The 24,627-nt window shown below is 73.6% G+C and carries 27 protein-coding genes, 1 pseudogene and 1 riboswitch; of the genes and pseudogenes, 21 read left to right on the top strand and 7 right to left on the bottom strand.

What is annotated here, in order from left to right; translation table 11 throughout:
* Positions 1-322 precede the first annotated feature (322 nt).
* A complete protein-coding gene (locus OIE69_RS34490; RefSeq protein WP_326578502.1) occupies positions 323-616 on the bottom strand; it encodes a type II toxin-antitoxin system Phd/YefM family antitoxin in 294 nt (97 codons plus the stop codon).
* A gap of 85 nt (positions 617-701) precedes the next feature.
* On the opposite strand from OIE69_RS34490, the gene OIE69_RS34485 reads away from it, so the two are divergent.
* From OIE69_RS34485 to OIE69_RS34475, 3 genes are all read left to right on the top strand, one after another.
* Positions 702-1,343, top strand: coding sequence for an ATP-dependent Clp protease proteolytic subunit (locus tag OIE69_RS34485; protein ID WP_326578500.1), 642 nt, complete (start codon positions 702-704; stop codon positions 1,341-1,343).
* 6 nt (positions 1,344-1,349) lie between these two features.
* Entirely contained in the window at positions 1,350-1,655 is a 306-nt protein-coding gene (locus tag OIE69_RS34480) for a hypothetical protein (RefSeq protein ID WP_326578498.1), read from the top strand.
* A 351-nt stretch (positions 1,656-2,006) separates the two neighbouring features.
* Positions 2,007-2,163, top strand: a riboswitch (cyclic di-AMP (ydaO/yuaA leader).
* Between the two features lie 3 nt (positions 2,164-2,166).
* The gene (locus tag OIE69_RS34475) at positions 2,167-2,640 is read left to right on the top strand and encodes a C40 family peptidase (RefSeq protein ID WP_089224666.1); all 474 of its coding nucleotides are present in this window, start codon (positions 2,167-2,169) and stop codon (positions 2,638-2,640) included.
* 219 nt (positions 2,641-2,859) lie between these two features.
* Here the strand turns inward: OIE69_RS34475 and OIE69_RS34470 are convergent, their stop codons facing one another.
* Positions 2,860-3,297 (bottom strand): ATP-binding protein, encoded by a 438-nt coding sequence (locus OIE69_RS34470; RefSeq protein WP_326578495.1) that lies wholly within the window; start codon positions 3,295-3,297, stop codon positions 2,860-2,862.
* Positions 3,298-3,585: 288 nt separating this feature from the next.
* On the opposite strand from OIE69_RS34470, the gene OIE69_RS34465 reads away from it, so the two are divergent.
* Both OIE69_RS34465 and OIE69_RS34460 read left to right on the top strand, forming a co-directional pair.
* A complete protein-coding gene (locus OIE69_RS34465) occupies positions 3,586-4,437 on the top strand; it encodes a helix-turn-helix domain-containing protein (protein WP_326578493.1) in 852 nt (283 codons plus the stop codon).
* A gap of 15 nt (positions 4,438-4,452) precedes the next feature.
* Positions 4,453-4,704: a DUF397 domain-containing protein gene (locus OIE69_RS34460; RefSeq protein ID WP_326578491.1), complete on the top strand. Its 252-nt coding sequence runs from the start codon at positions 4,453-4,455 to the stop codon at positions 4,702-4,704.
* Between the two features lie 2 nt (positions 4,705-4,706).
* On the opposite strand, the gene OIE69_RS34455 is transcribed toward OIE69_RS34460, so the two are convergent.
* The gene (locus tag OIE69_RS34455; protein ID WP_326578489.1) at positions 4,707-5,855 is read right to left on the bottom strand and encodes an 8-amino-7-oxononanoate synthase; all 1,149 of its coding nucleotides are present in this window, start codon (positions 5,853-5,855) and stop codon (positions 4,707-4,709) included.
* 149 nt (positions 5,856-6,004) lie between these two features.
* Here OIE69_RS34455 and bioB point away from each other — a divergent pair, with 149 nt between their 5' ends.
* The 6 genes from bioB (at position 6,005) to OIE69_RS34425 (ending at position 11,377) form a co-directional block, all read left to right on the top strand.
* Entirely contained in the window at positions 6,005-7,222 is a 1,218-nt protein-coding gene (gene bioB, locus OIE69_RS34450) for a biotin synthase BioB (RefSeq protein WP_326578487.1), read from the top strand.
* Positions 7,215-8,507, top strand: a complete 1,293-nt coding sequence (locus OIE69_RS34445) for an adenosylmethionine--8-amino-7-oxononanoate transaminase (protein WP_326578485.1) — start codon at positions 7,215-7,217, stop codon at positions 8,505-8,507. Before bioB ends, OIE69_RS34445 begins: the two co-directional genes overlap by 8 nt.
* Entirely contained in the window at positions 8,504-9,235 is a 732-nt protein-coding gene (gene bioD, locus OIE69_RS34440) for a dethiobiotin synthase (RefSeq protein WP_326578484.1), read from the top strand. Before OIE69_RS34445 ends, bioD begins: the two co-directional genes overlap by 4 nt.
* A gap of 201 nt (positions 9,236-9,436) precedes the next feature.
* Positions 9,437-10,114 (top strand): class I SAM-dependent methyltransferase, encoded by a 678-nt coding sequence (locus tag OIE69_RS34435; RefSeq protein WP_326578482.1) that lies wholly within the window; start codon positions 9,437-9,439, stop codon positions 10,112-10,114.
* Between the two features lie 62 nt (positions 10,115-10,176).
* Entirely contained in the window at positions 10,177-10,740 is a 564-nt protein-coding gene (locus OIE69_RS34430) for a TetR/AcrR family transcriptional regulator (RefSeq protein WP_326578480.1), read from the top strand.
* A 40-nt stretch (positions 10,741-10,780) separates the two neighbouring features.
* Positions 10,781-11,377 carry a DUF4865 family protein gene (locus OIE69_RS34425; RefSeq protein WP_326578478.1) on the top strand — a complete coding sequence of 199 codons (597 nt, stop codon included), beginning with the start codon at positions 10,781-10,783 and terminating at the stop codon, positions 11,375-11,377.
* A gap of 4 nt (positions 11,378-11,381) precedes the next feature.
* Here OIE69_RS34425 and OIE69_RS34420 read toward each other — a convergent pair whose 3' ends face one another.
* The 3 genes from OIE69_RS34420 to OIE69_RS34410 form a co-directional block, all read right to left on the bottom strand.
* Positions 11,382-11,753, bottom strand: a complete 372-nt coding sequence (locus OIE69_RS34420) for a fic family toxin-antitoxin system, toxin component (protein ID WP_326578476.1) — start codon at positions 11,751-11,753, stop codon at positions 11,382-11,384.
* Positions 11,750-11,977, bottom strand: coding sequence for a toxin-antitoxin system HicB family antitoxin (locus OIE69_RS34415; protein ID WP_089224654.1), 228 nt, complete (start codon positions 11,975-11,977; stop codon positions 11,750-11,752). The genes OIE69_RS34420 and OIE69_RS34415 overlap by 4 nt, the downstream gene beginning before the upstream one ends.
* A gap of 137 nt (positions 11,978-12,114) precedes the next feature.
* Positions 12,115-12,714, bottom strand: coding sequence for a DUF3558 domain-containing protein (locus OIE69_RS34410; RefSeq protein WP_326578473.1), 600 nt, complete (start codon positions 12,712-12,714; stop codon positions 12,115-12,117).
* Positions 12,715-12,955: 241 nt separating this feature from the next.
* On the opposite strand from OIE69_RS34410, the gene OIE69_RS34405 reads away from it, so the two are divergent.
* From OIE69_RS34405 to OIE69_RS34375, 7 genes and pseudogenes are all read left to right on the top strand, one after another.
* Entirely contained in the window at positions 12,956-13,741 is a 786-nt protein-coding gene (locus OIE69_RS34405; protein ID WP_326578471.1) for an ABC transporter ATP-binding protein, read from the top strand.
* Between the two features lie 9 nt (positions 13,742-13,750).
* Positions 13,751-16,318, top strand: coding sequence for an ABC transporter permease (locus OIE69_RS34400; protein ID WP_326578469.1), 2,568 nt, complete (start codon positions 13,751-13,753; stop codon positions 16,316-16,318).
* Positions 16,319-16,377: 59 nt separating this feature from the next.
* A complete protein-coding gene (locus OIE69_RS34395; RefSeq protein ID WP_326578467.1) occupies positions 16,378-17,304 on the top strand; it encodes a TIGR03621 family F420-dependent LLM class oxidoreductase in 927 nt (308 codons plus the stop codon).
* A 30-nt stretch (positions 17,305-17,334) separates the two neighbouring features.
* Positions 17,335-17,778: pseudogene (locus tag OIE69_RS34390) on the top strand (GNAT family N-acetyltransferase); the annotation flags it as partial.
* A gap of 183 nt (positions 17,779-17,961) precedes the next feature.
* The gene (locus OIE69_RS34385) at positions 17,962-19,332 is read left to right on the top strand and encodes a hemolysin family protein (protein ID WP_326578465.1); all 1,371 of its coding nucleotides are present in this window, start codon (positions 17,962-17,964) and stop codon (positions 19,330-19,332) included.
* On the top strand, positions 19,329-20,354 hold the full coding sequence (locus OIE69_RS34380) for a hemolysin family protein (RefSeq protein ID WP_326578463.1): 1,026 nt from the start codon (positions 19,329-19,331) through the stop codon (positions 20,352-20,354). Before OIE69_RS34385 ends, OIE69_RS34380 begins: the two co-directional genes overlap by 4 nt.
* Positions 20,355-20,391: 37 nt before the next feature.
* Positions 20,392-21,162, top strand: coding sequence for an SGNH/GDSL hydrolase family protein (locus tag OIE69_RS34375; RefSeq protein WP_326578461.1), 771 nt, complete (start codon positions 20,392-20,394; stop codon positions 21,160-21,162).
* Between the two features lie 90 nt (positions 21,163-21,252).
* Here OIE69_RS34375 and OIE69_RS34370 read toward each other — a convergent pair whose 3' ends face one another.
* A complete protein-coding gene (locus OIE69_RS34370; protein ID WP_326578459.1) occupies positions 21,253-21,588 on the bottom strand; it encodes a hypothetical protein in 336 nt (111 codons plus the stop codon).
* A 221-nt stretch (positions 21,589-21,809) separates the two neighbouring features.
* On the opposite strand from OIE69_RS34370, the gene purB reads away from it, so the two are divergent.
* The 3 genes from purB (at position 21,810) to OIE69_RS34355 (ending at position 24,611) form a co-directional block, all read left to right on the top strand.
* Positions 21,810-23,288 carry an adenylosuccinate lyase gene (gene purB, locus OIE69_RS34365; protein ID WP_392567602.1) on the top strand — a complete coding sequence of 493 codons (1,479 nt, stop codon included), beginning with the start codon at positions 21,810-21,812 and terminating at the stop codon, positions 23,286-23,288.
* A 68-nt stretch (positions 23,289-23,356) separates the two neighbouring features.
* Positions 23,357-23,845, top strand: coding sequence for a G/U mismatch-specific DNA glycosylase (gene mug, locus OIE69_RS34360; protein WP_326578456.1), 489 nt, complete (start codon positions 23,357-23,359; stop codon positions 23,843-23,845).
* 7 nt (positions 23,846-23,852) lie between these two features.
* On the top strand, positions 23,853-24,611 hold the full coding sequence (locus OIE69_RS34355; RefSeq protein WP_326578454.1) for a hypothetical protein: 759 nt from the start codon (positions 23,853-23,855) through the stop codon (positions 24,609-24,611).
* The last annotated feature ends 16 nt before the right edge of the window (positions 24,612-24,627 follow it).

Below are 24,627 nucleotides of genomic sequence, written 5' to 3'. Positions count from 1 at the left end.
GGCCCCTGGCCGGCGCCGATCAGGGTGCGGGCGACCTCCGGCAGCATGCCACGGCGTTTGCGCTCCTTGGCGCACGACACGGGCGCTGCGGCCACCTGGGCGCGCCCCTGCCTCGGCCGCCGGACGCCACGTGGTCGAGGACGTGGCGCCGGCGCCCCGGTGGATCCGCGCGGGACCGCGCCGAGCACCTGCGCGCCGTCGCCCGCCCGGCGGGCGCCGCCGCGCGTCGTGAAGGCCGTCAGGGCGGCGCCGGTGCCGGGCGCCGGGGGCTCACCGATGCCCGCCGGCGCGCGCAGGGGTCGCGCCCGCCGCGACGTGCCGCTCAGGCCCCGTCGTGACGGGCGTTCGTCGTACCGCGGTGCTCCGCGGCGATGCCGAAGCGGCGGCGTTCGCCCGTGGCGGACACCGGCCCGCGCACCGAGGAGACCGTACTGACCACCGCCTCCTCGGGGGCGGCGTCCAGTTCTTGGAGTCGTTGCAGGTCAGCGGCGGAGACCAGAGCGACCAGCGGCTTGCCGTGACGCGTCACGACCACCCGCTCACCGCCGTAGACGACGCGGTTGATCAGCTCCGCCAGCTCCGCACGCGCTTGTGTCACCGGGACTTCGTGGGCCATGCTCCCCATCATAACGAGATGTACGTCCTGTACATTTTGCACAGCGACGGACACCCCTGCCCAGGGTGCCCACGGAGGTGCAGTGATGCTTCGACCGACCGCCCGCTACGTCCTGCCCGAGTTCACCGAGCGCACCAGCGAGGGCGTGCGTTCCATGGACCCGTACTCCAAGCTCCTCCAGGAGCGGATCGTCCTGCTCGGGACACCCATCGACGACACCTCGGCCAACGACGTGATGGCGCAGCTGATCCACCTGGAGGCCGCCGCCCCGGAGCAGGACATCTCGCTCTACATCAACTCCCCCGGCGGGTCCTTCACCGCGATGACCGCGATCTACGACACCATGCAGTTCGTCAGCTGCGACGTGTCGACGGTGTGCGTCGGCCAGGCGGCCTCGGCGGCGGCCGTCCTGCTCGCCGCCGGAACGCCCGGCAAGCGGCTGGCGACCCCCGGCTCGCGGGTGCTGATCCACCAGCCCTCGTTCGCCGAGGTGATCCAGGGCACCACGGCCGACCTGGAGATCCAGGCCAGGGAACTGCTCCGCCGGCGCGACCAGTTGGAGGAGCTGCTGGTCAGGCACACCGGGCAGGACCCGGAGCGGATCCGGGCCGACATCGAACGGGACACCATTTTTGACGCCCCGTCGGCGCTCGCCTACGGCCTGGTGGACCGGCTGACGATGAGCCGCAAGGACGGCGCAGGCCGCGCACCGCGCGCCCTGCGGTGACCGGCGGTGGTGCCCGAACTGCCCCCGCTCCCGGCCCTGACCCGGGCCGAGGGCGAGCTCGTCGACGCCTATCTGGGGGTCGTGGACCTGCTGGGCCGGATCAACCCGTCCCGTTCCAGGGACACCTACGGGGCGCTGCGCGCCGCGCAGGCCCTGGTGGGACGGGCCGCGGAGCTGCGTGACGCGCTGACGCTGATGCACACGCGCGGGGAGAACGAGGTGCACACGGCGACGATGGAACGGGCGCTGCGGGTGCTCGACGGCGAACGGCGCGCGGGGCAGGTCGCCTTGCCGCCGTCAAGGCCTCGCTGACGGAGCGTCACGACACACTGGTCCGTTCGGGCGGCACGAACTCGAACCGAATGGACTCGCCCGATCGTTGTATCTGTCGTGGACGGCCGAGTGGCCCCGAGTTGCGCGATATGGCCGCACACATCCGGAATCTGACGCTCCGTCCCTGGTGTTCGACTCCTTTCGAGTCGTCAGTCCGGGCCATGTGTCGTGGAGTCCACCCGAATAGGTGAGTCGTGAACAGACTCACATTCGACCGGTTGCGCTGGGAATCGGACGCTTCGGTGGGTGATCATCCCTTCGACGACAAGCCCCCGCCATCCCGGCGGGGCGGTCCGCGCGGACGCCGAATCCTGCCGCCGCGCGGATGCCAGGTCGACGACGACGCATCGGCAGGAGCGGAGGACCCGAGCACGACGGGTCCGGCGCCGGTCGCCGGACCCTTGGGGTGAAGCCGCATCCGCGGCCGGGCATCTTCGCCTGCCCGAACCCGACAGGTCATCCTTCGCAGGCGGACGACGAAGGGTTGCGCATGAGTGCGCCGACAGCCATGTCCGGGGTCCTGTGCCGGCTGGGGGCGGTATCCGCCCTCACGGCGGCCGCCGTTGCCGGTCCCGCGGTACTGCCCGAACTCGCCCAGCAGGCCGAGGCGGCGACGGTCTCCGCCAAGGCACTGAAGATCGCGGCGTCCAAGAAGGGCGCGCTGTACCAGTACGGGGCCGCCGGTCCCGGCAGGTTCGACTGCTCCGGGCTCACCTTCTACTCCTTCAAGAAGGCGGGCAAGAAGCTCCCTCGCACCGCGGGGGCGCAGTACAACAGCGTCCGGCACATCCGGAAGTCCGCACGGACCCGTGGTGACCTGGTCTTCTTCCACTACGGGAGCAACGTCTACCACGTGGGGATGTACGCCGGGCACGGGAAGATCTGGCACTCCCCCAAGCCCGGCGGACGGGTGCGGCTGGAGAAGATCTGGAGCCGCAGTGTCTGGTACGGCCGGGTGAAGTGACCCCGGTCGCGTCGCCCGGGAGCCGGGGCTCCCGGGCGACGCGACCGGCGCTGTGGACACGGGGCCGACGGCACGTCACATCGCCCCGAGGGCGGAATGGCGTGGGCGCGGATCGCCAACGGCAGCGCGGCGAGCGTGCAGGCGTTCACGGCGGCGGGATTCGTGCCGATGGGCGCCGAGGCGCTGCCGCTCGGCCGGGAGGACCGAGGGCCGCCGGGGTCACTCGACGGCGGCGGTGGCGGTGGCCCAGGGCAGGCTGATCCACACCGTCTTGCCGCCCTCCGCGGTGGGAGTCACCAGGAGCGTACCGCCCGCCTCCGCCGTGAGGTGACGGATGATCACCATGCCCCGGCCGTTGTCCTGCTGCACGGCGGCGGGCAGCCGCTGGGGCCACCGTGGGTGACTGTCGGTGACCCCGATGCGCAGTTGCTCGTCCCGGTCCAGCTGGACGTCGAGGGTGAAGGTGGGCGACTGGCCGAAGGTGTGCAGCACCGCGTTGGTCGCGAGCTCGGAGACGATGAGCCGCACGGAGTCGGCGGGGTCCGAGTCCTCGGACATGCCCCACTCCACCAGCAGGTCGCTCACGTAGCGGCGTACCGCGGGGACCGAGGCAGGGTCGCTCGGCAGGGTGACGGATGCTTCCTGGTGGTCTGCCATGGCGACGCTGTCCCTTTCCCGCCGTGACCAGGACGCCGGCGCCCGCCGCGCCCGTGGCCGCGCGCGCGACGGCCGAAGGCGCCGTGCCCCGCCTTCCGCGCGGCACGTCCCCGTACGGCACTCACGCGCCAGAGTGTCACCCATCGTGCCCTTAATCCGGTGCCACCACAGCTATATGCATATATCTGTCGCCCAAAGCGGTGAACTCTGCTACGAGAGAACGTATTTGCGCGGCAGACTTCGCTCGGGGACCGGCGAGGGTGCCGGGAACCGGGAGGTGCACACACCATGCAGCAGGTGCCGGCGGTACGCCGCCGAAAGATCGGCTCGGAATTGCGCCGTCTGCGCGACACGGCGGGGCTCACGAGCGGTGAGGCCGCCCAGCGCCTGGGATGGCACCAGTCCAAGGTGAGCCGGATCGAGACCGGCCGCAGCGGAGTGCGACCCGAGGACGTCACGGCGCTGCTGGACGTGTACGGAGTGCGCGACCAGCGACTGCGGGAGATGCTCGCCGCCCTCGCGGGCGAGGGCGACCGGCGCGGCTGGTGGCATGAGTTCCGGGAGGAACTCCCCTCCGCCTACCGGGACTTCATCTCCCTGGAGACCGACGCCTGCCGTGCGCGGACACTGGAGACGACGGTGGTGCCGGGGCTGCTGCAGACCCCGGACTACGCCCGCGAGCTCACCCGTTCCGTCCTCCCGCAACTCGGTCCGCGGCAGATCGCGACCCTGGTGCAGGTGCGGATGGCCCGCCAGGCGGTGCTGCGCGCCGAACCGCCGCTGGAGCTGTGGGCGGTGCTGGACGAGGCGGTGCTGCGCCGCAGCGTCGGGGGTCCCGGAGTGATGGCGGCGCAATTGAGCCATCTTGTGGAGCTGGGTTCACTGCCTCATGTGCATCTGCAGGTGCTGCCTTTCTCGGCCGGTGGGCATATAGGCGTTACAGGCCCTTTCGTAATCTTCTCATTTCCGCGCATTGCTGATCTGGACGTGGTTGTTCTCGACCATTTGACGAGTAGTCTCTATCTGGATCAGCACGAGGACGTCAGGGCGTACGGTGCTGCCTTCAATCGGTTGCGCTCCCATGCCCTGTCGAGTGAGCAGTCGCTGTCCTTCATCTCAGGCATCCGCAAAGGCGCGTAAGGAGGCACACCCCCCATGTCCGACGCTCTGCCTCAGTACGTCACCTCCAGTGCGTCCCTCTTCGGTGTGAATTGGCGACGCAGCAGCTACAGCACGGCGGCGAACAACTGCGTCGAGACGGCCCTCATCGGGGACGGGCCGCTCTCGGGACAGCTCGCCGTACGCGACTCCAAGGATGTGCGCGGCCCCGCCCTGCTCTTCCCCCCGGCGGCCTGGGCGGAGTTCCTCGCCGCCGTGGCGACGGGGAGCCTGACCGAACACCCCTGATCTCAGGGGCGCGGCGGCGCCGTACGGACGATCGTCCCCACGGCGTCGCCGATCTCCCGGTCCGTCAGATCCGCCCGCGCGGTGAGCCGCAGCCGCGAGATCCCGTCGGGCACGGACGGTGGCCGGAAGCAGCCCACCGCGAGACCCGCCGCGCGGCACGCCGCGGCCCACTCGACCGCCGCCTCGGGCGACGGCGCCCGCACCGACACCACGCACGCGTCCGGTGCGGTGGCGTCCAGCCCCGCCCCCGTCAGCCGCTCGTACAGCTCGCGGGCGACCGCCCGGGCCCGTACGGCACGCTCCGGCTCCCGCCTCAGCAGGCGCAGCGCGCCGAGTGCCGCGCCCGTCGCCGCCGGGGCGAGGCCCGTGTCGAAGATGAACGTCCGCGCGGCGTTGACCAGGTGCTCGATGACCCGGGCCGGGCCGAGCACCACGCCGCCCTGGCTGCCCAGGGACTTGGAGAGGGTGGCGGTGCACACCAGTCCGGGCTGGCCCGCCAGACCCGCCTCCGCGGCCGCCCCCCGGCCCCCGGGGCCGAGCACCCCGAGTCCGTGGGCGTCGTCCACCAGCAGCGCGGCCCCGTGCTCAGCGCAGGCGGCGGCCAGCGCGCGGAGCGGGGCGGCGTCGCCGTCCACCGAGAAGACCGAGTCGGTGACGGCCACGGCGGGCCCGTCGTGGCCGCCGAGCGCCTTGCGCAGGGCGTCCGTGTCGGCGTGCGGCACGACCTCTGTGCCGGCACGGGAGAGCCGGCAGCCGTCGATGAGCGAGGCGTGGTTGCCGCTGTCGGAGACGATGAGCGTGCCCGGCTCGGTGGTGAGCGCGGTGACGGCGGCGAGGTTGGCCGCATAACCGGAGGCGAGGACCAGCGCCGCCTCGAAGCCGCAGAAGGCGGCGAGTTCGGCCTCCAGTTCGGCGTGCAGCTCGGTGCTGCCGGTGACCAGCCGCGAACCGGTCGATCCGGCGCCCCAGCGCAGGCAGGCGTCCGCGCCGGCCCGGGTCACCTCGGGGTGGTGGGCGAGCCCCAGGTAGTCGTTGGAGGCGAGGTCCAGCAGGGGTGAGCTCGCGGGCCGGGGCCGCAGGGTGCGCACCAGTCCGGCGGCGCGACGCCGTTCGGCGTGCGCGTCGATCCAGTCGAACGGGTCGCGGGTCATGGTCGTCCCCTGGGGTCGGCTCGGAGGTTTCGGCAGCACCGTAGTGTGCCGGACCGTCTCGCACGGTGTGGTGATGCACACACCCTGAGCGAGCGGTCTTGTGGGATGTCCCATTGGCCGCGGCCCGTGCCGTGCGTCAGGATCGCGGCATGGAACTGCTCAATGCTTTGGTGGAGAAGGGCCTGCGCCGCGAGCTGCCGACCCGCGAGGAGGCGCTCGCCGTGCTGGCGACCTCCGACGACGGACTCCTCGACGTGGTGGCCGCGGCCGGCAAGGTGCGCCGCGCGTGGTTCGGCCGCCGGGTGAAGCTGAACTACCTGGTCAACCTGAAGTCGGGGCTGTGCCCGGAGGACTGCTCGTACTGTTCGCAGCGGCTCGGCTCGGAGGCCGGGATCCTCAAGTACACCTGGCTGAAGCCCGACGAGGCGGCGGCCGCCGCGGCGGCGGGGGTCGCCGGCGGCGCCAAGCGGGTCTGCCTGGTGGCGAGCGGGCGCGGCCCGACCGACCGCGACGTGGACCGGGTCTCCAGGACCATCGAGGCCATCAAGGAGCAGAACGAGGGCGTCGAGGTCTGCGCCTGCCTGGGCCTCCTCTCCGACGGGCAGGCCGATCGGCTGCGCGGCGCGGGCGCCGACGCGTACAACCACAACCTCAACACCTCCGAGGCCACCTACGGGGACATCACCACCACCCACACCTACGCGGACCGGGTCGAAACGGTGCAACAGGCCCAGGCGGCGGGCCTGTCGGCCTGCTCGGGGCTGATCGCGGGCATGGGCGAGAGCGACGAGGACCTGGTCGACGTGGTCTTCGCGCTGCGCGAGCTGGACCCCGACTCCGTCCCGGTGAACTTCCTCATCCCCTTCGAGGGCACGCCGCTGGCGAAGGAGTGGAACCTCACCCCGCAGCGCTGCCTGCGCATCCTGTCGATGGTGCGGTTCGTCTGTCCCGATGTGGAGGTCCGCATCGCGGGCGGCCGCGAGGTGCATCTGCGGAGCATGCAGCCGCTCGCGCTGCACCTGGCGAACTCCATCTTCCTGGGCGACTACCTCACCAGTGAGGGCCAGGCCGGCAGGGCCGACCTGGACATGATCGCGGACGCCGGTTTCGAGGTGGAGGGCGCCGGCGAGGTGACCCTGCCCGTGCACCGTGTGGACGCGGCCGCCGCGGCCGGGGGCTGCGGTGCCCACGCCTCCGCGGGCTGCGGTTCACCCGGCGAGGGCGGCGGCTGCGGCCCCTGCGGCGGCCACGCCCACGGCACCGGCCACGGCGACGCCGCGCAGCCGGCGGCCGCGGGTGCCGCCCGCACCGACCTGGTGGCCGTGCGCCGCCGCGGCACCGGCACGGACCTGCCCCCCAATGCCTGAGCCGCTCACCCCGGGCGAGCTGCTGGCACTGGACCGGGAGCACGTCTGGCATCCGTACGGGCCCATGCCGGGCCGTCAGGAACCGCTCGTCGTCGAGTCCGCGGCCGGGGTCCGGCTGCGGCTCGCCGAGCCCGTCGAGGGGATGACCGACCTCGTCGACGGCATGTCGTCGTGGTGGTCGGCGATCCACGGCTACAACCACCCCGTGCTCAACGAGGCGGCCCGCGGCCAGCTGGACCGGATGAGCCACGTGATGTTCGGCGGGCTCACCCATGAGCCGGCCGTGCGGCTCGCCGCCCGCCTGGTGGAGATCACCCCCGAGCCGCTGCGGCACGTCTTCCTCGCCGACTCCGGCTCGGTCTCGGTCGAGGTCGCGGTCAAGATGTGCCTGCAGTACTGGCGTTCGCTCGGGCGGCCGGAGAAGCAGCGGCTGATGACCTGGCGCGGCGGCTACCACGGCGACACCTGGCAGCCGATGTCCGTCTGCGACCCCGAGGGCGGCATGCACGGGCTGTGGTCCGGCGTCCTGCCCCGGCAGGTCTTCGCGGACGCGCCGCCGGCCGCTTACGAGGAGGCGTACGCGGGCCACCTGCGGGAGACGATCGCCCGTCACGCGCACGAGCTCGCCGCGGTCGTGGTGGAGCCCGTCGTGCAGGGCGCGGGCGGCATGGCCTTCCACTCCCCCGACTACCTGCGGGTGCTCCGCGAGGCGTGCGACGAGCACGACGTGCTGCTGGTGTTCGACGAGATCGCCACCGGCTTCGGGCGCACCGGGACGCTGTTCGCCGCCGACCAGGCCGAGGTCTCCCCGGATGTGATGTGCGTCGGCAAGGCCCTGACCGGCGGCTACCTCACGATGGCCGCCACCTTGTGCACCTCGCGCGTCGCCGACGGGATCTCCCGGGGCGAGGTGCCGGTGCTCGCCCACGGCCCGACCTTCATGGGCAACCCGCTGGCCGCCGCCGTCGCCTGCGCCTCCCTCGACCTGCTGCTCGGCCAGGACTGGGCCCAGGAGGTCAAGCGGATCGAGGCCGGGCTGCGCGAGGGGCTCGCGCCCGCCGCCGATATCCCGGGGGTGCGGGACGTGCGGGTGCTGGGCGCGATCGGCGTCGTCCAGCTCGACCACCAGGTCGACCTCGCCACCGCCACGCGGGCCGCCGTCCGCAGGGGGGTATGGTTGCGCCCGTTCCGGGACTTGATCTACACGATGCCTCCGTACGTCACGGGGGACGAGGACATCGCGCGCATCTGCGCGGCGGTGCGCGCGGCGGCGGAGGCGGCATGACGGTGTTGTTCGTGACCGGTACGGGCACGGAGATCGGCAAGACGGTGACCACGGCGGCGATCGCGGCGACGGCGCTGTTCAGCCAGTACAGCGTCGCGTACCTGAAGCCCGCGCAGACCGGGGTGGGCCCCGGCGAGCCGGGCGACGCCGCCGAGGTCACCCGGCTCGCCGGGCCCGAGGTCACCAGCGTCGAACTGGCCCGGTACCCCGAGCCGCTGGCGCCCGCCACCGCCGCCCGGCGCTCCGGGGCCGCCCCCGTGAGCCCGGCCGACATCGCGGAGGCGGCGGCGAAGCTGGCGGCGGTGCACGACATCGTCCTCGTCGAGGGCGCGGGCGGGCTGCTCGTCCGCCTCGACGACGTGGGCTCGACGCTGGCGGACGCGGCGCGGATGCTCGCGGCACCGGTGCTCGTGGTCACCCCGGCGGGACTCGGCGCCCTCAACGGCGCCGCGCTGACCGCGGAGGCGCTCAAGGCGCGGGACCTGAAGTGCGCGGGCTTCGTCATCGGCAGCTGGCCGGAGGACGCGGACCTGGCCGCCCGCTGCAACCTCGCCGACCTCCCCGAGGTCACCGTCGCGCCGCTCCTGGGCGCCCTGCCCGCCGGCGCGGCCGCACTCGACCCCGCCGCCTTCCGTGAGGCGGCACCCGGCTGGCTCTCCCCCCGCATCGGCGGCATGTGGGACGCGGCCGCCTTCACCTCCTACTGGGCACCCGCCGCCCTGGCCTGAGGCTCGTCGGCACCCGCGCGCGACCCGCGCTTGACCCGCCCCGACCGCCCCCGGGCGCGTCCCCTTGACGGACGCGCCCGGGGGCGGCGCCGCGCGGACGGCGGGCGACACGCCGAATTCGCCCCGGTACGAGGAGGCTTGGGCCGGGCTCCGGAGCGGCAGAATCGGAGGGAGGGGTGCCCAGGCGAAGGAGGTCCGGCCATGAGAAGCCGTACCGGCGTGACGCGCGAACCGGTCCATCACCCGCTGTTCGCCCGCTTCTACGCCCGCTGCGGTCCTGTCATGGACGCCCGCGCGGGCTTCGGCGCGCACCGGGAGACCGTGCTCGCGGGACTCACCGGCCGGGTCATCGAGATCGGCGCGGGCTCGGGGCTGAACTTCCGCCACTATCCGCGCACCGTCGCCGAGGTGGTGGCGATCGAGCCGGAGCGGCATCTGCGCCGGCTGGCCGTGGACGCCGCGCAGCACGCCGAGGTGCCGGTGGACGTCGTACCCGGTGTCGCCGAGGCGCTGCCGGTCAAGAGCGAGGCCTTCGACGCGGCGGTCGCGTCGCTGGTGCTGTGCTCCGTACGCGACCAGAAACGCGCCCTGGCCGAGCTCCACCGGGTGCTGCGCCCGGGCGGGGAGCTGCGGCTGCTGGAGCACTGCCGGGCCGAGGGCCGCGGGCACGCGGCGCTGCAGTGGGTGGCGGACCGCACCCTGTGGCCGCTGCTGTTCGGCGGCTGCCGGACGGGGCGGGACACGCTCGCCGCGGTCGAGGCGGCCGGTTTCGACGTGCTGGAACTGCGCCGCTTCCACGTCCCGGAGCGCGGCAAGGGCCTCACGCTGCCGCTGCCGAGCTCCCCGCACGTCCTGGCCACCGTCCGGCGCCCCGGCTGAGCAGCCGGTGGAGCACCACGGCTGTGCACGGCTCCGTACCTACTGGTATGTACACTGCTGCCATGGAGACGACGCCGGACCGCCTGATCGAGAGCACCCGCGAACTGCTCTGGGAGCGCGGCTACGTCGGCACCAGCCCGAAGGCCATCCAGCAGCGCTCGGGCGTCGGCCAGGGCAGCATGTACCACCACTTCTCCGGCAAGCCGGAACTCGCGCTCGTCGCCGTCCGCCGTACCGCCGAGCAGATGCGGGAGGCCGCCGAGCGCGAACTCGCCCTCCCGGGCACGGCGGTCGAGCGGGTCTCCCGCTACCTGCGCCGCGAACGCGACGTGCTGCGGGGCTGCCCTATCGGACGGCTCACCCAGGACCCGGAGGTCGTGACGAGCCCGCGGCTGCGGGCGCCGCTCGACGAGACCTTCGAGTGGCTGCGCGGGCGGCTGGCGGACGTGCTCGCCGAGGGCCAGGCGCGCGGCGAGATCGCGCCCGGCCTCGACACCGGCGACATCGCGGCCACGCTCGTGGCCGTCCTCCAGGGCGGCTACGTGCTCGCCCGGGCGGCCGGCACCGCCGCGCCCTTCGACCAGGCCGTCAGCGGCGCGCTGGCGCTGCTGGCGCAGCGGGCCTGAGCGGGCCCCGGCCCGCGGCCACCACTCCCCAGGGGGACACATGTACGCGATGCAGTACGGGATCACGCTGCCCGCCGACTACGACATGAAGATCATCCGGGACCGGGTCGCCGGCCGGGGCCGGCTCACGGACGCCTACGAGGGCCTGGGCTTCAAGGCCTACCTGATCCGTGAGCGCGGTACGGAGGGCTCCCCGGTCAACGAGTACGCGCCCTTCTACCTCTGGGACGACACCGGCGGCATGAACCGCTTCCTGTGGGGCGGGGGCGGCTTCGGCGGCATCGTCGACGACTTCGGGCGCCCGGACGTCAGCCACTGGACGGGCGTCGCCCACCGTCCGGGGCCCGCGTTCGGCACCGCGCCGGGCGCCGCGAGCCGGCTGCGGCAGCGGTTGCCCGCCGGGGCCGACCCGCGCGAGCCGGTGGCCCGGGCGCTGGAGACCTGGGAGGAGCGCGCCGCCACGCCCGGCGTCCACACGACCGTGCTGGCCGCGGACCCGCGCCACTGGGAGACCGTCCTCTTCACGCTCTGGGACCGGACGCCGCCCGCCGGCGTCACCGATCCCGACCGCTACGAGGTGCTGCACCTGTCGGCCCCGCACCTGCACGAGGTGCCGGTCGGACGCCAGTGGCCGTAGCCGCTCAGACGCACCAGGAGCGCAGCTCGTCGGCGATCTCGTGCACGTCGGCGGTGCCGCTCTTGACCAGCCGGGCCAGGTCGCGCACCCGCTCGGGGGAGGTGGCGACCTTCAGGCCGCCGGCCACCAGGTAGGCGTAGGCGACCGCGGAGGCGAAGAGCGCGTTGGAGCGTTCCAGGGCCGGAACGTGGACCAGCAACTGCAGCAGGCTCGCGGCCCGCTCGTGGGGGTCGGCGTAGACGGGCACGCCGAATATCTCCGCCTGGTGGCGGCTGACCGCGGCGACGAGGGCGCCCCAGTCGATCACCTGCGGGTCACCGGGGGTGTTGTGCTCGGCGACCATGAGCAGCCATGCGAGGTCGATCCGCAGGGTCAACGGCGGCCTTCGCGCTCTGCGCCGAACTCCTCGGCGAAGACGGACTCGTAGCGCTCCATGAAGTCGGCGGCGGCCTCGACGAAGCTGCGGCCCCGCTCCCCGGCGTCCTTCCGGACGAGTTCCTCGATGTACCGGTTGACGCTGACGCCCCGCTGCGCGGCCCGTTCCCGGGCGGCCGCGGCGGTGGTCTCGTCCACCCGCACGTTCAACTGCGTCTTGGCCATACCGTCAAGCTAGCGCCACCGCACTAGCAGAGACAAGCGGCCGCGGGGGGCGCATCCGCCCCGGTGCCCTATGCGCCCCGGAGCCGGGGCGGGCTCCGGGGCGTACGGGGCGCGCGGGGCGCACGTGGAGCGCGTGCTCAGAGGCGGCCCGCAACCGTGCGGGCCAGTTCCTCGAGCGGCCTGTCGAACCGGGACGGCTCCTCGTTGCGGACCAGCCGGATGGCGACCCACTGCCCGGACGCCCTGAGGAACACCGATCCGTCCTCCAGCCAGGCCTCGTCGCCGATGCCGTCGAGCGGCTTCAGTTCGTGGCCGAGCCCGCGCTCGGCGTCGTAGTAGTTCTTCCCGGGCTCCCCCGCGAAGACCTCGACCTGGGCCGTCGGGCCGGACTCCGGCGCGGTGTAGGCGCAGGTCCCCTCCAGGTCCTGGCCGGGCTTGAGGGCCGTACCGGCGAGGCGCTCGGCCTCGGCCTGCGTCACCAGGGCACACGGGTCGCCGGCAGTCCCGGCCGTCCCGCCCGTCGGTGACACGGTCGGCTGCCCCGGGGGCGCGGCGGGCGACCCCTCCGCGCCCGCGGCGCCCGGCGCGGTCGCGGACGGCTTGCCGCCGGCGCCGTCGGCCGCCGGGTCCTGGCACCCCTGGAGCGCCAGGACCAGCAGCGCCGCCACGGGAACCCCCGCCAAGGCCCGCGCGCGCCTGCGGTCGCCGGACCCGGCCCGGCTGTGTGTGTGCACCATCGATTCGGTCCCCCCTCGGTACGTGTCCTCGTCGCCGTCCCGGTCACACGGTGCCCGGCGCGGGTGCCCCTACAGACGTACCGGGACGGCCGGCCGGTTTCGGCTGGGCGAACTCGCGGTCGCGCGGCGGCCGCCCGCGGCCCCGGCGCTCACCCCCGGGGACGATGCGGCGCCGCATCCGACGACCTACGCTCGGGTCGCATACGGACAAGTACGCACTTCCTCATCTTGGGGGGCAAGCGTGTCGACATGGACGGCAGCGGACACAGAGGGCATCGAGGCGGGAGCGGAACCCGCCGCGCGGGCGACGGCGCTGACGAAGTCGTACGGGACGGGCGAGACCCGGGTGGTGGCGCTGGACGCGGTGGACGTGGAGATCGCCCGCGGCCGCTTCACGGCCGTGATGGGGCCCTCCGGCTCGGGGAAGTCCACACTCATGCACTGCCTGGCGGGGCTGGACTCGGTCACCTCGGGGCAGGTCTGGATCGGCGAGACCGAGATCACCCGTCTGGCGGAACGCGAACTGACCCGGCTCCGCCGTGACCAGGTCGGCTTCGTCTTCCAGGCGTTCAACCTGCTCCCGACGCTCACGGCCGCCGAGAACATCACGCTGCCGATGGACATCGCCGGCCGCAGGCCCGACGGGGAGTGGGTGGACCGGGTGATCGACACGCTGGGCCTGCGCGACCGGCTGGGGCACCGTCCGGCGCAGTTGTCGGGCGGGCAGCAGCAGCGTGTGGCGTGCGCCCGCGCCCTCGCATCCCGCCCGCAGCTGATCTTCGCCGACGAGCCGACCGGCAACCTCGACTCGCAGGCGGGCGCCGAGGTGCTGGGTTTCCTGCGCGAGGCCGTGGACGCCCTCGGCCAGACCGTGGTGATGGTGACCCACGACCCCGGCGCGGCGGCCTGGTCGGACCTGGTGCTCTTCCTGGGCGACGGACGGATCGTCGACGAGATGCACGAGCCGACCGCGGACGGCGTCCTGGAACGGCTCAAGCGTTTCGACGCGCTGCGGAAGCAGGGCTAGGCACCGGCGATGCTCCGGGCGACGCTGCGCAGCTTCCTGGCCCACAAGGGCCGGCTGCTGCTCAGCGCGCTCGCCGTCCTGCTGTCGGTCGCGTTCGTCACCGGCAGCATGATCTTCTCCGACACCGTCAACCGCACCTTCGACCGCCTGTTCGCCTCCACGTCCGCCGACGTGACGGTGGGACCCCCAGAGGCCTTCAGCGAGGACCAGCAGTTCGCCTCCGGACAGGTGCGCACCCTGCCGGCGTCCCTGCTGGACCGGGTGAAGGCGGTACCGGGCGTCGCGGACGCGCGGATCGACGTCACCGTGCACAACACCACCGTCGTCGACGCGGAGGACCGGCCGGTGGAGCCGACCACCGGGGCCCTCACGGTCGCCACCAACTGGTCGGGCAGCCCGCGCAGCAGCGTCCGGCTGACCGAAGGGCACGCGCCGCACGGCCCCGACGAGGCGCTGATCGACGCCGACACCGCCGCGAAGCGGCACCTGGAGATCGGCGACCGGCTGCGGGTGCTGGCGCAGCCAGGCGCGTTCCCGGTCCGCCTCGTCGGCATCGCCACCTTCACCACCACCAATCCGGGCGCCGCCCTGCTGTTCGTCGACACCCCCACCTCGCAGTCGCGGCTGCTGGGGCAGACCGGTGTCGCGACGTCGGTGCAGGCCGACGCCGCTCCCGGAGTCTCGGACGACGTGCTGAAGAAGCGGATCGCCGCCGCGCTCGGTCCGCACTACACGTACACGACCCAGGCCGAGCAGGCGAAGTCGGCGGTGGAGAGCCTGGCCACCTTCCTGGACGTGATCAAGTACGTGATGCTGGGCTTCGCCGGGGTCGCGGTCCTGGTCGGCGTCTTCCTGATCGTCAACACCTACTCGATGCTGATCGCCCAGCGCACCAGGGAGCTCGGCCTGCTGCGCGCGCTCGGCGCGGACCGCGGGCAGGTGCGGCGGTCGGTGCTGGTGGAGGCGCTGCTGCTCGGGGTGGTGGGCTCCACCCTGGGCCTGCTGTGCGGGATCGGTACGGCCGCCGGGCTGGTCCGGCTGCTCGGGGTGTTCGGGATGAACATCGACGCCGCCGAGATGGTCATCCGCGCGCGCGTGCCGGTGGCGGCGTTCGCCGTCGGCCTGCTGGTGACGCTGGTCGCGGCCTACCTGCCGGCGCGGCGGGCGTCGCGGGTCTCCCCGATGGCCGCGCTGTCCGACGCCGAGGTCGCCGGGGCCGGGCGGAGCCTGCGGTCGCGGGCGGTGGGCGGCGCCGTCGCCACGCTGGTGGCCGCGGGGGCGCTTTCCGGGGCGGCGGCGGCCGGCAGCACCGGTGACGCCGCGACGTTCCTGGGGGCCGGCATCGGGCTGTCGCTGATAGCGGCGGTGGTCGTGGGGCCGCTGCTGGTGCGCCCGGTGATCCGGGTGCTGGGCGGGGCGTTCCCCCACGTCTTCGGGCCGGTGGGCCGGATGAGCCAGCGCAACGCGCTGCGCAACCCGCGCCGTACGGGCGCGACGGCCGGCGCGCTGATGATCGGACTGGCCCTGGTCACCGGCATGTCCATCGCCGGCTCGTCGATGGCGAGCTCCTTCGACCAGGAGATCGACCGGGCGCTCGGCGCGGACTACGTCGTGCAGGGCACCCACTTCGCGCCGTTCACCCCGGAGATCACCGAGCGGGTGCGGAAGGTGCGCGGCGCCGGGGAGGTGGTGCCGGTACGGTACGTCTCCGTCATGATGACGCTGCCCGGCCGCCGCACGGCCAAGCTGACCGGGACGGCCATCGGCCCCGGGGCGGACCGGGCGCTCAACCTGGACTACGCCGCGGGCGACACGGCGCGCGCCCTGTCCCGCGACAGCATCTCGCTCTCCGCGACGTACGCCGCCCACCACGGTCTTCGCGTGGGCAGCCGCATCCCCGTGCGCTTCGTCGACGGCCGCTCGGCGACGTTCACCCTGCGCGCGCTGACCACCAGCCAGAGCACCCTGCTGGGCGACGACGCGACCCTCACCATGGGCCTCGCCACCGCCGAGCGGTTCCTCCCCCGCGGCCAGGACGCCGCGCTGTACGTGAACGCCGCGCCCGGCACGGACAAGCCGACGCTGCGGGCGGACCTCGAGCGGGCGCTCAAGGCCTATCCGCAGGTCGAGGTCCGCGACCAGGCCGACTACAAGGAGCTGGTGCGCACCCAGATCTCCGTGCTGCTGAACCTGGTGTACGCGCTGCTCGGGCTGGCGATCATCATCGCGGTGCTGGGCGTCGTCAACACCCTCGCCCTGTCGGTCATCGAGCGCACCCGGGAGATCGGGCTGCTCAGGGCGATCGGTCTGTCGCGGCTGCAACTGCGCCGGATGATCCGGCTGGAGTCCGTGGTGATCGCGGTCTTCGGCGCGGTGCTGGGGCTCGCCCTGGGGCTGGTCTGGGGTGTGGTGACGCACGAGGTGCTGGCCCTGGAGGGCATGCGGGCGTTCACCGTTCCGTGGGCCACGGTCGGGGCGGTCATGGCCGGTTCCGTGGTGGTGGGGCTGGTCGCGGCGCTGCTGCCGGCCCTGCGCGCCTCGCGGATGAACGTCCTGGCCGCGATCGCCCACGAGTGAGCGACCCGGCGGCGGGGAAGGTCGTCGAACGGCGGACGCGTCGGGACGAGGGGGCGGTCATGGCACATCGGTTCCGGTTCGGGGTGAATCTGCTGGAGCCCGCGCGGGGCGAGGCGTGGGAGCGCAAGTGCCGGCGGGTGGAGGAGCTCGGCTACGACGTGCTGCAGGTGCCGGACCACCTGGACTGGCCCGCTCCCTTCCCCTCGCTGGTCGCGGCGGCGCACGCCACGCGGCGGCCGCGGCTGGGGACCTTCGTGCTAAACACGGCGTTCTGGAACCCCGTCCTGCTGGCCCGCGAGGTCGCCACCACCGCCCGGCTCACCGGCGGCCGCCTGGAACTGGGCCTCGGCGCGGGCTACGTACGCGCGGAGTTCGAACGCGCGGGCCTCGCCTACGGCACCGCCCGCGACCGGGTCGACCACCTGGAACGCACCGTCGAGGCGCTGACCGGGGTGCTGCCGGGGCAAGGCGGCGCGGACGGCCGGGACGGCGCGGGCGTGCCGCTGCCCCCGCTGCTCCTGGGCGGGAACGGCCCGCGCATGCTGCGCCTGGCGGCACGGCACGCCGCCGTCGTCGCCTTCACCGGCGCGGAGGCCGACCCGGCCATGGACGACGGCTCGCTGCGGCTGCTGTCCGCCGCGGCCGTGGAGGAGCGGGTGGCGATCGCGCGCGGCTTCGCCGCGGAGTACGGCACCGACCCCGACTTCAACGTCCTCGTCCAGCGGGTCGTGGTCACCGGGGACCGCGCGGCGGCGGTCCGCGAGCTCGCCCCGCACGCGCCGCACCTCGACGAGGAGGAACTGCTCGACCTGCCGACGCTCCTCGTCGGCACGGTGACCGAGATCGCGGAGCAGCTGCGGCGGGGCCGGGAGCGCTTCGGCTTCGGCTACGTCACCGTCCTGGAACCCGCCATGGAGGCCTTCGCCCCCGTCATCGCGGAGCTACGGCGCGGGGAGGAGCCGGGGATGGGGCACGGCGTTTCGTGATTCGCCCGCCGCCCCGGACGGCGGGCTGCTTGGCTGACCCGCATGGACGATCTCGCGATACGCGGCGCCGCACCGGCGGACGCCGAACGGGTGCTGGACTTCTGGCGGACGGCCGCCGAGGGCACCAGCATCAGCGACGACCCGGACGGCGTCGCGCGGCTGATCGCACGCGACCCCGGCGCCCTGCTGCTCGCCGAGGCCGGCGGCGTGCTCGTCGGCACGGTCATCGCGGGCTTCGACGGCTGGCGCTGCCACCTGTACCGTCTGGCGGTCCACCCCGAGCGGCGGCGGCAGGGCGTCGCCCGGGCCCTGCTGGCGGCGGCCGAGGAACGCTTCACCGCGCTGGGCGGCCGGCGCGGCGACGCCATGGTGCTGGAGCGCAACGAGCGCGCCCACCACGCCTGGCGCTCGGCGGGCTACGCGCCCGAGCACCACTGGCGCCGCTGGACCAAGCCGTTCGAGCGGACCCCGTAGCGCGCCCTCGAGGCCCGGGGCGCAACCCCGGCCGCGGTGTTCCCGGGCTGTCCGTTGTGCCCGCGCTTCCTACGATGGGCGTATGGACGACCCCGCGAGTCCGCCGCGTCCCAGGTCCCGTCGCCCACGCCCGCGGCGCGCGCTCCACACCGGCCTGACCGATCATGGGACCGAGGTGTCCCGATGACCGAAGTGCTGCTCCTGGCCGTCGCCCTGCTGCTGACCCTGGCCTGCGCCGTCTTCGTCGCCGCGGAGTTCTCCCTGACCACGGTCGAGCGCACCGACCTGGAACGGGCCGAGAAGGCGGGCGAGCGCGGCGCCCCGGCGGCGCTGCGGGCCGTGCGCAGCCTGACGGTGCAGCTGTCCGGCGCCCAGCTCGGCATCACCGTCACCGGACTGGTCATCGGCATGCTGGCACAGGCCTCCATCGCCGAGCTGCTGGCGGGTCCGCTGCGCGCGCTGGGGATGTCCGCCGCCGGGGCCGCGTCACTGGGCCTGGTGCTCGGCACCGGCATCTCCACGGTGGTGCTCATGGTGGTGGGCGAGCTCGTCCCCAAGAACTGGGCGATCTCCCGGCCGCTGCCGGTGGCCAAGACCGTCGCCCCGCCGCAGACCGTCTTCACCGCCGCCTTCGGCCCGCTGATCCGCCACCTGAACAACACCGCCAACCGTGTGCTGCACCGCCTGGGCATGGAACCCACCGAGGAGCTCGCCTCGGCCCGCAGCCCCGAGGAGCTGGTGGCCCTCGCCCGGCACTCCGCCCGCGCGGGCGCGCTGGAGGCCGACACCGCCGAGCTGTTCGTACGGACGCTGAGCCTGGCCCGGCTGACCGCCGAGAACGTGATGACCCCCCGCGTCCAGGTCGTCGCCCTGGAGGAGGGCGCCACCTGCCGGGACGTCGCCGACATCACCCGCGCCACGGGGCTGTCCCGCTTCCCCGTCCACCGGGGCGGCCTGGACAACGTGATCGGCATCGTCCACATCAAGGACGTCCTGGCCGTGCCGTACGAACGCCGGGAGGGCCACCCGATCACCCCGCTGCTGCGCGAGCCGGTGCCGGTCCCCGAGTCGCTCACCGTGGACCGGCTGCTGGACCGGCTGTCCGGCTCGATGAGCATGGCCGTCGTCATCGACGAGTACGGCGGCACGGCGGGGGTCGTCACGCTGGAGGACATCGTGGAGGAGGTCGTCGGCGAGGTCCGTGACGAGCACGACCCGATGGAGTCCCCCGACCTGGCCTTCATCCACCAGGACCGCACCGGCCGCCGCGTCTACGACGCCGACGGGGCCATACGGACGGACCAGCTCGCGCACATCGGCCTGCGGATCGGGGACGGCCCCTACGAGACGCTCGCCGGCCTGGTCGCCGAGCGGCTCGGGCGGATCCCGGCGACCGGCGACACCGTCGAGGTCAACGGCTGGATGGTCGAGGTCACCGACGACTCGCACCACCGCGCGGCGCACGTACGGCTGATCTCCCCGGCGCCCCGCGGGCAGAACGGGCTCGCGACGCGGGCGCAGGGTGCGGACGACGGGACGGCGGGTGCGCGATGATCTTCCTGCAGCTGTTCATCGGGGCACTGACCCTGGTCGTGAACGCCTTCTTCGTCGGCGCCGAGTTCGCGATGATCTCCGTCCGGCGCAGCCAGATCGAGCCCCGCGCGGAGGCCGGGGAGCGCGGCGCGCGCCACGTCCTGTGGGGGCTGCAGCACCTGTCGCCGCTGATGGCCGCCGCCCAGCTGGGCATCACGCTGTGCACGCTGGTGCTGGGCATCGTGGCGGAACCGGCCATCGAGCACCTGCTGGCGCCGCTCTTCCACCTGCTGCACGTGCCGCAGGGCGCGATCCACGCCCTGTCCTTCGCGATCGCGCTGACCCTGGCCACGTACGCGCACATGCTGTTCGGCGAGATGGTCCCGAAGAACATCGCGCTCGCCGCCCCGGAGCGCACCGCGCTGGTCCTCGGCCCTCCGCTGGTGACCCTGGCGCGGGCGCTGCGCCCGGTGATCTTCACCGTGAACGCCTTCGCGAACGGGCTGCTGAAGCTGCTGCGGGTCGAGCCGAAGGACGAGGTCGCGGCGGTGTTCTCGGACGACGAGCTGGCCCGGATGGTGACCGACGCCGGTCAGGCCGGGCTGCTGGACGAGAGGGCCGCGATCCGCCTGCAGGACGCCCTGGAGCTGGGCCGCCGTCCGGTCCGCGCCGTCGTCGTCCCCTGGGAGCGCGTGGTCTCCGCGCGCTTCGGGACGACCCCGGCGGGGCTGGAGCGCCTGGCCGCCCGGTCCGGCTTCTCGCGCTTCCCCGTCACCGACGAGACCTGCCGCATCCTGGGCTACCTCCACGTGAAGGACGCCCTCGCGCTCGGCCCCAGCCGCCACGACCAGCCCTTCCCGCGCGGCGCGCTGCGCCGGATCACCCGGGTCGGCGCGGGCACCCCGCTGGACGACGTCCTGGCGGCGATGCGGGCCAGCGGCGCGCACCTGGCGGCGGTCGTCGACGACCAGGGCCGCGGCCTCGGTCTGGTGACCATGGAGGACGTGCTGAAGGAGCTCGTGGGCCACGCACCGGCCGCCTGAAGGAGCGCTCCGCGGGGCCGGTAGGATCTCGCCCGCCATGCAGATGAACGCCACCCACACCAGCTTCGTCGCGCTCGGCGACTCCTTCACCGAAGGCATGTCCGACGCGCTCCCCGACGGCTCCTACCGGGGCTGGGCCGACCTCCTCGCCGGACGGCTCGCCGCTCACGCGCCGGACTTCCGCTACGCCAACCTGGCGGTACGCGGCAAGCTCATCCAGCAGATCGTCGACGAGCAGGTCGAGACCGCCGCCTCCATGGAGGCCGACCTGATCACCCTGGTGGGCGGGCTCAACGACGTACTGCGGCCCAAGTGCGACGTGCCGAAGGTGTGCGCGCTGCTGGAGGAAGCCGTGGAACGGCTGGCGCCGGCCTGCCGGCAGCTGGTGCTGATGCGCAGCCCGGCCCGCCGGGGCCCGGTGGCGACGCGGTTCCTGCCCCGCATGGAGGAGCTGTTCGGCTTCGTCGACGACCTGGCCGCCCGGCACGGCGCGCTCGTGGTGGACCTGTACGGCGCCCATGTGCTGGGCGACCCGCGCCTGTGGGCCGAGGACCGGCTGCACCTCGACGGCGAGGGCCACCGCCGGGTCACCGAGGCGGTCTGGCAGACCCTCGGGCACACCGCCCAGTTCGACTGGACCGAGGCCCTGCCCGACTCCCTCCCCCTCTCGTGGCCCGCCCGCCGCGCCGCCGACCTGCGCTTCACCCGCCAGCACCTCGTCCCGTGGATCGGCCGCCGCCTCACCGGCCGCTCCTCCGGCGACGGCCTGCCGCCCAAGCGCGCGGAGCTCGTACCGTACGAGCTCTGACCGAACGCCCGGGCGGTGCGTGACGACCGCCCGACCCACGGGTGCGCCCCGCAGTCCTCGGGGACGGCGGGGCGCTTCGCCGTGTGCGGGCTACGTCGGGGGTGGGAACGTCTTCTCGCAGTTGAGGCAGATCCTCTTCCCGAGCCATTCCTTGCGCTCCTTCTCGTTGGACCGCATGGTCTGGTTGACCCGGGACAGCCACACGGCGCCCCCCACCGCGACGAGGATCCCCGGCAAGATCGCGCCGGAAATGAGCGCCACCACTCCCACCGCCACGATCAGCAGCGGCCGGCCGCGCGACAGCGACACCTCCTCCGGCTGGAGCCATTCCTTCCTCAACCCCGGCCCCGCTCCCACCATCGCCACGAACAACGGCAGGCTCTGCACGCGCGTCGACCCGCACAACGAGCACTGCGACTCCGCCATCACGTCCCCCGATCCGTCGACAGATACCCGCAGAGTGCAGCCCGCGCGGCTAAGTCGACAAGATGACAAAACGCCTCCTGCTGGTGGCGGCCGACGGCGCCTCGTCGCACGGATCGTGCGGGAGTTCGGCCGGGAGCGCCCGCCCACTCGGTGCGCGGGGAGGCCACGGGTGGCGCCGCGGTGCGTTCCTGGGGCTTCTGACCTGGCCTTTCCTGGCCGCCATGGACGTGAGCGGTCGCCATGGTCGCCAGGTAAACTCTCGCTACGTGACTTCCAAGCCCCGCATCCCCAACGTCCTGGCCGGCCGCTACGCCTCCGCGGAGCTCGCCACCCTGTGGTCCCCCGAGCAGAAGGTGGTGCTGGAGCGCCGTCTGTGGCTGGCTGTGCTGCGGGCCCAGAAGGACCTGGGGATCGAGGTGCCGGACCAGGCCGTCGCGGACTACGAGCGCGTGCTGGAGCAGGTCGACCTCGCGTCGATCGCCGAGCGGGAGAAGGTCACCCGGCACGACGTCAAGGCGCGCATCGAGGAGTTCAACGCCCTCGCCGGGCACGAGCACGTCCACAAGGGCATGACCTCGCGCGACCTCACCGAGAACGTCGAGCAGCTGCAGATCCGGCTCTCCCTGGAGCACGTGCGCGACCGCACCGTCGCCGTCCTGTCCCGGCTCGGCGCGCTCGCCGCCGAGTACGCGGAGCTGGTCATGGCCGGCCGTTCGCACAACGTGGCCGCCCAGACCACCACCCTCGGCAAGCGGTTCGCGACCACGGCCGACGAGCTGCTCGTCGCCTTCGCCCGCGTCGAGGACCTCCTCGGCCGCTACCCGCTGCGCGGCATCAAGGGCCCGGTCGGCACCGCGCAGGACATGCTCGACCTGCTCGGCGGCGACGCCGGCAAGCTCGCCGAGCTGGAGCGCCGGATCGCGGCGCACCTCGGCTTCTCCGAGGTCTTCACCTCCGTCGGCCAGGTCTACCCGCGCTCGCTGGACTACGACGCCGTCACCGCGCTGGTGCAGCTGGCCGCCGCGCCGTCGTCCCTCGCGAAGACGATCCGCCTGATGGCCGGGCACGAGCTGGTCACCGAGGGCTTCAAGCCCGGCCAGGTCGGCTCCTCCGCCATGCCGCACAAGATGAACACCCGCTCCTGCGAGCGCGTCAACGGCCTGGCGGTCATCCTGCGCGGCTACGCCTCCATGGTGGGCGAGCTGGCCGGCGACCAGTGGAACGAGGGCGACGTCTCCTGCTCCGTGGTGCGCCGGGTGGCCCTGCCGGACGCGTTCTTCGCCTTCGACGGTCTCCTTGAGACCTTCCTGACGGTGCTCGACGAGTTCGGCGCCTTCCCGGCCGTCATCGCCCGCGAGCTCGACCGCTACCTGCCGTTCCTCGCCACCACGAAGGTGCTCATGGGCGCGGTGCGGGCCGGCGTCGGCCGCGAGCTGGCGCACGAGGTCATCAAGGAGCACGCGGTCGCCTCCGCGCTCGCGATGCGCGAGAAGGGCGCCGAGCGCAACGAGCTGCTGGACCGGCTCGCCGAGGACGAGCGCATCCCGCTCGACCGCGGCGGGCTGGACGCGCTCATGGCCGACCGCCTCTCCTTCACCGGCGCGGCCGCGGACCAGGTCGCCGAGGTCGTACGCCGCATCGGCGAGGTCGCCGGCCGGTACCCGCAGGCGGCCGCCTACACCCCCGGGGCCATCCTCTGACCACGGTCCGGCGGACCCGCCCCACCCAGGACGAGCTGGAGGCCGCCCGCGACCGCGTCATCCCCGACGTGATCGCGGACGGCCTGCGGGTGCTGTTCTGCGGCATCAACCCCGGGCTGATGTCGGCCGCGACCGGTCACCACTTCGCCCGCCCCGGCAACCGCTTCTGGCCGGTGCTGCACGCCTCCGGGTTCACCCCGCGCCGGCTCGACCCGGCGGAACAGGACGAACTCCTCGCCTCCGGGCTCGGGATCACCAACGTCGTCGCCCGCGCCACGGCCCGCGCCGACGAGCTGACCCGCGACGAACTCCTCGAGGGCGGGCGGCTGCTGACGGAGCGGGTCCTGCGGTACGAGCCGCGCTGGCTGGCCGTCGTGGGCGTCACCGCCTACCGCGTCGCCTTCGCCGAGCCCCGTGCCCGCATCGGCCCCCAGGAACGCACCATCGGCGGCACCCGGATCTGGGCCCTGCCCAACCCCAGCGGCCTGAACGCCGGTTGGTCCACGCAGGCCATGACGGAGGAGTTCGGTCGCCTTCGCGACGCGTCGCAGGGATGATGCGCCGATGGCACCGGGGACCGGGGAGGACGCGCGGCGCTGGCTCGCCGGACGCGGCGTCCGGCAGACCGGCGACGACGCGTGGACCGACGACGAGCGACCGGGCCGCCGGTTCACCACGAACGAGATCGCGCACTCCAGGGCCTACGAGGTCTTCACCGACGACCACCTCGACGCCGAGGGTCAGGTGCGGCCGGCGTTCGGCCTGCTGGACCTCCTCGACGACTACTGGGTGACCTGCGAGATCTGCATGGCCGACCGGGGACCGGACGGGCCGCTGCCCGCGGACGCGCTGTGGGCGGGCTACCGCCGGCGCCTGGAAGCGGAGCGGGACGCCGAGCCCGTCACGTACTCCCTGTGGGTGGACTGGTTCGGGGACCGGAGCACCGCCGCGACGGCCTTCGCGCAGGTCCTCGGGCGTGATCTGGAACGACTGCGGGACGGCGCCGCCCCCGCCCTGCTGCGCCGCGCCCGCCGTGTGCTGGAGTGTTCGGGTTCGGTGCCCTGGCCGGTGAAGGAGGAGGCGTACGAAGCGGCCGCACGCCTCCCCGCGCTGCACGGGGCACTCTTCAAGGCCCTGTCTGCCTCGTACCACGACTTCCACGGCGACGTGCGTCCGGAGGCCGCACTGCGCCTGCTCTCCGGGCTCGAACTCGCCCCGGACACACGGCACCTGACGGAGCTGCGGCTCGTCCTGGCCGAGGGGCACCGGAACCACTACCGCAGCCCCGGCGCGTGGGACACCGCCGTCCGGGGCGCGTCCTGACGCTGCCCGCACGGTC

Source organism: Actinacidiphila glaucinigra (assembly GCF_035918135.1).
GTDB classification, from domain to species: Bacteria; Actinomycetota; Actinomycetes; order Streptomycetales; family Streptomycetaceae; genus Actinacidiphila; species Actinacidiphila glaucinigra.
Note: the sequence above shows the minus strand (reverse complement) of the source record. Positions and strands in the feature narration are given on the sequence as shown.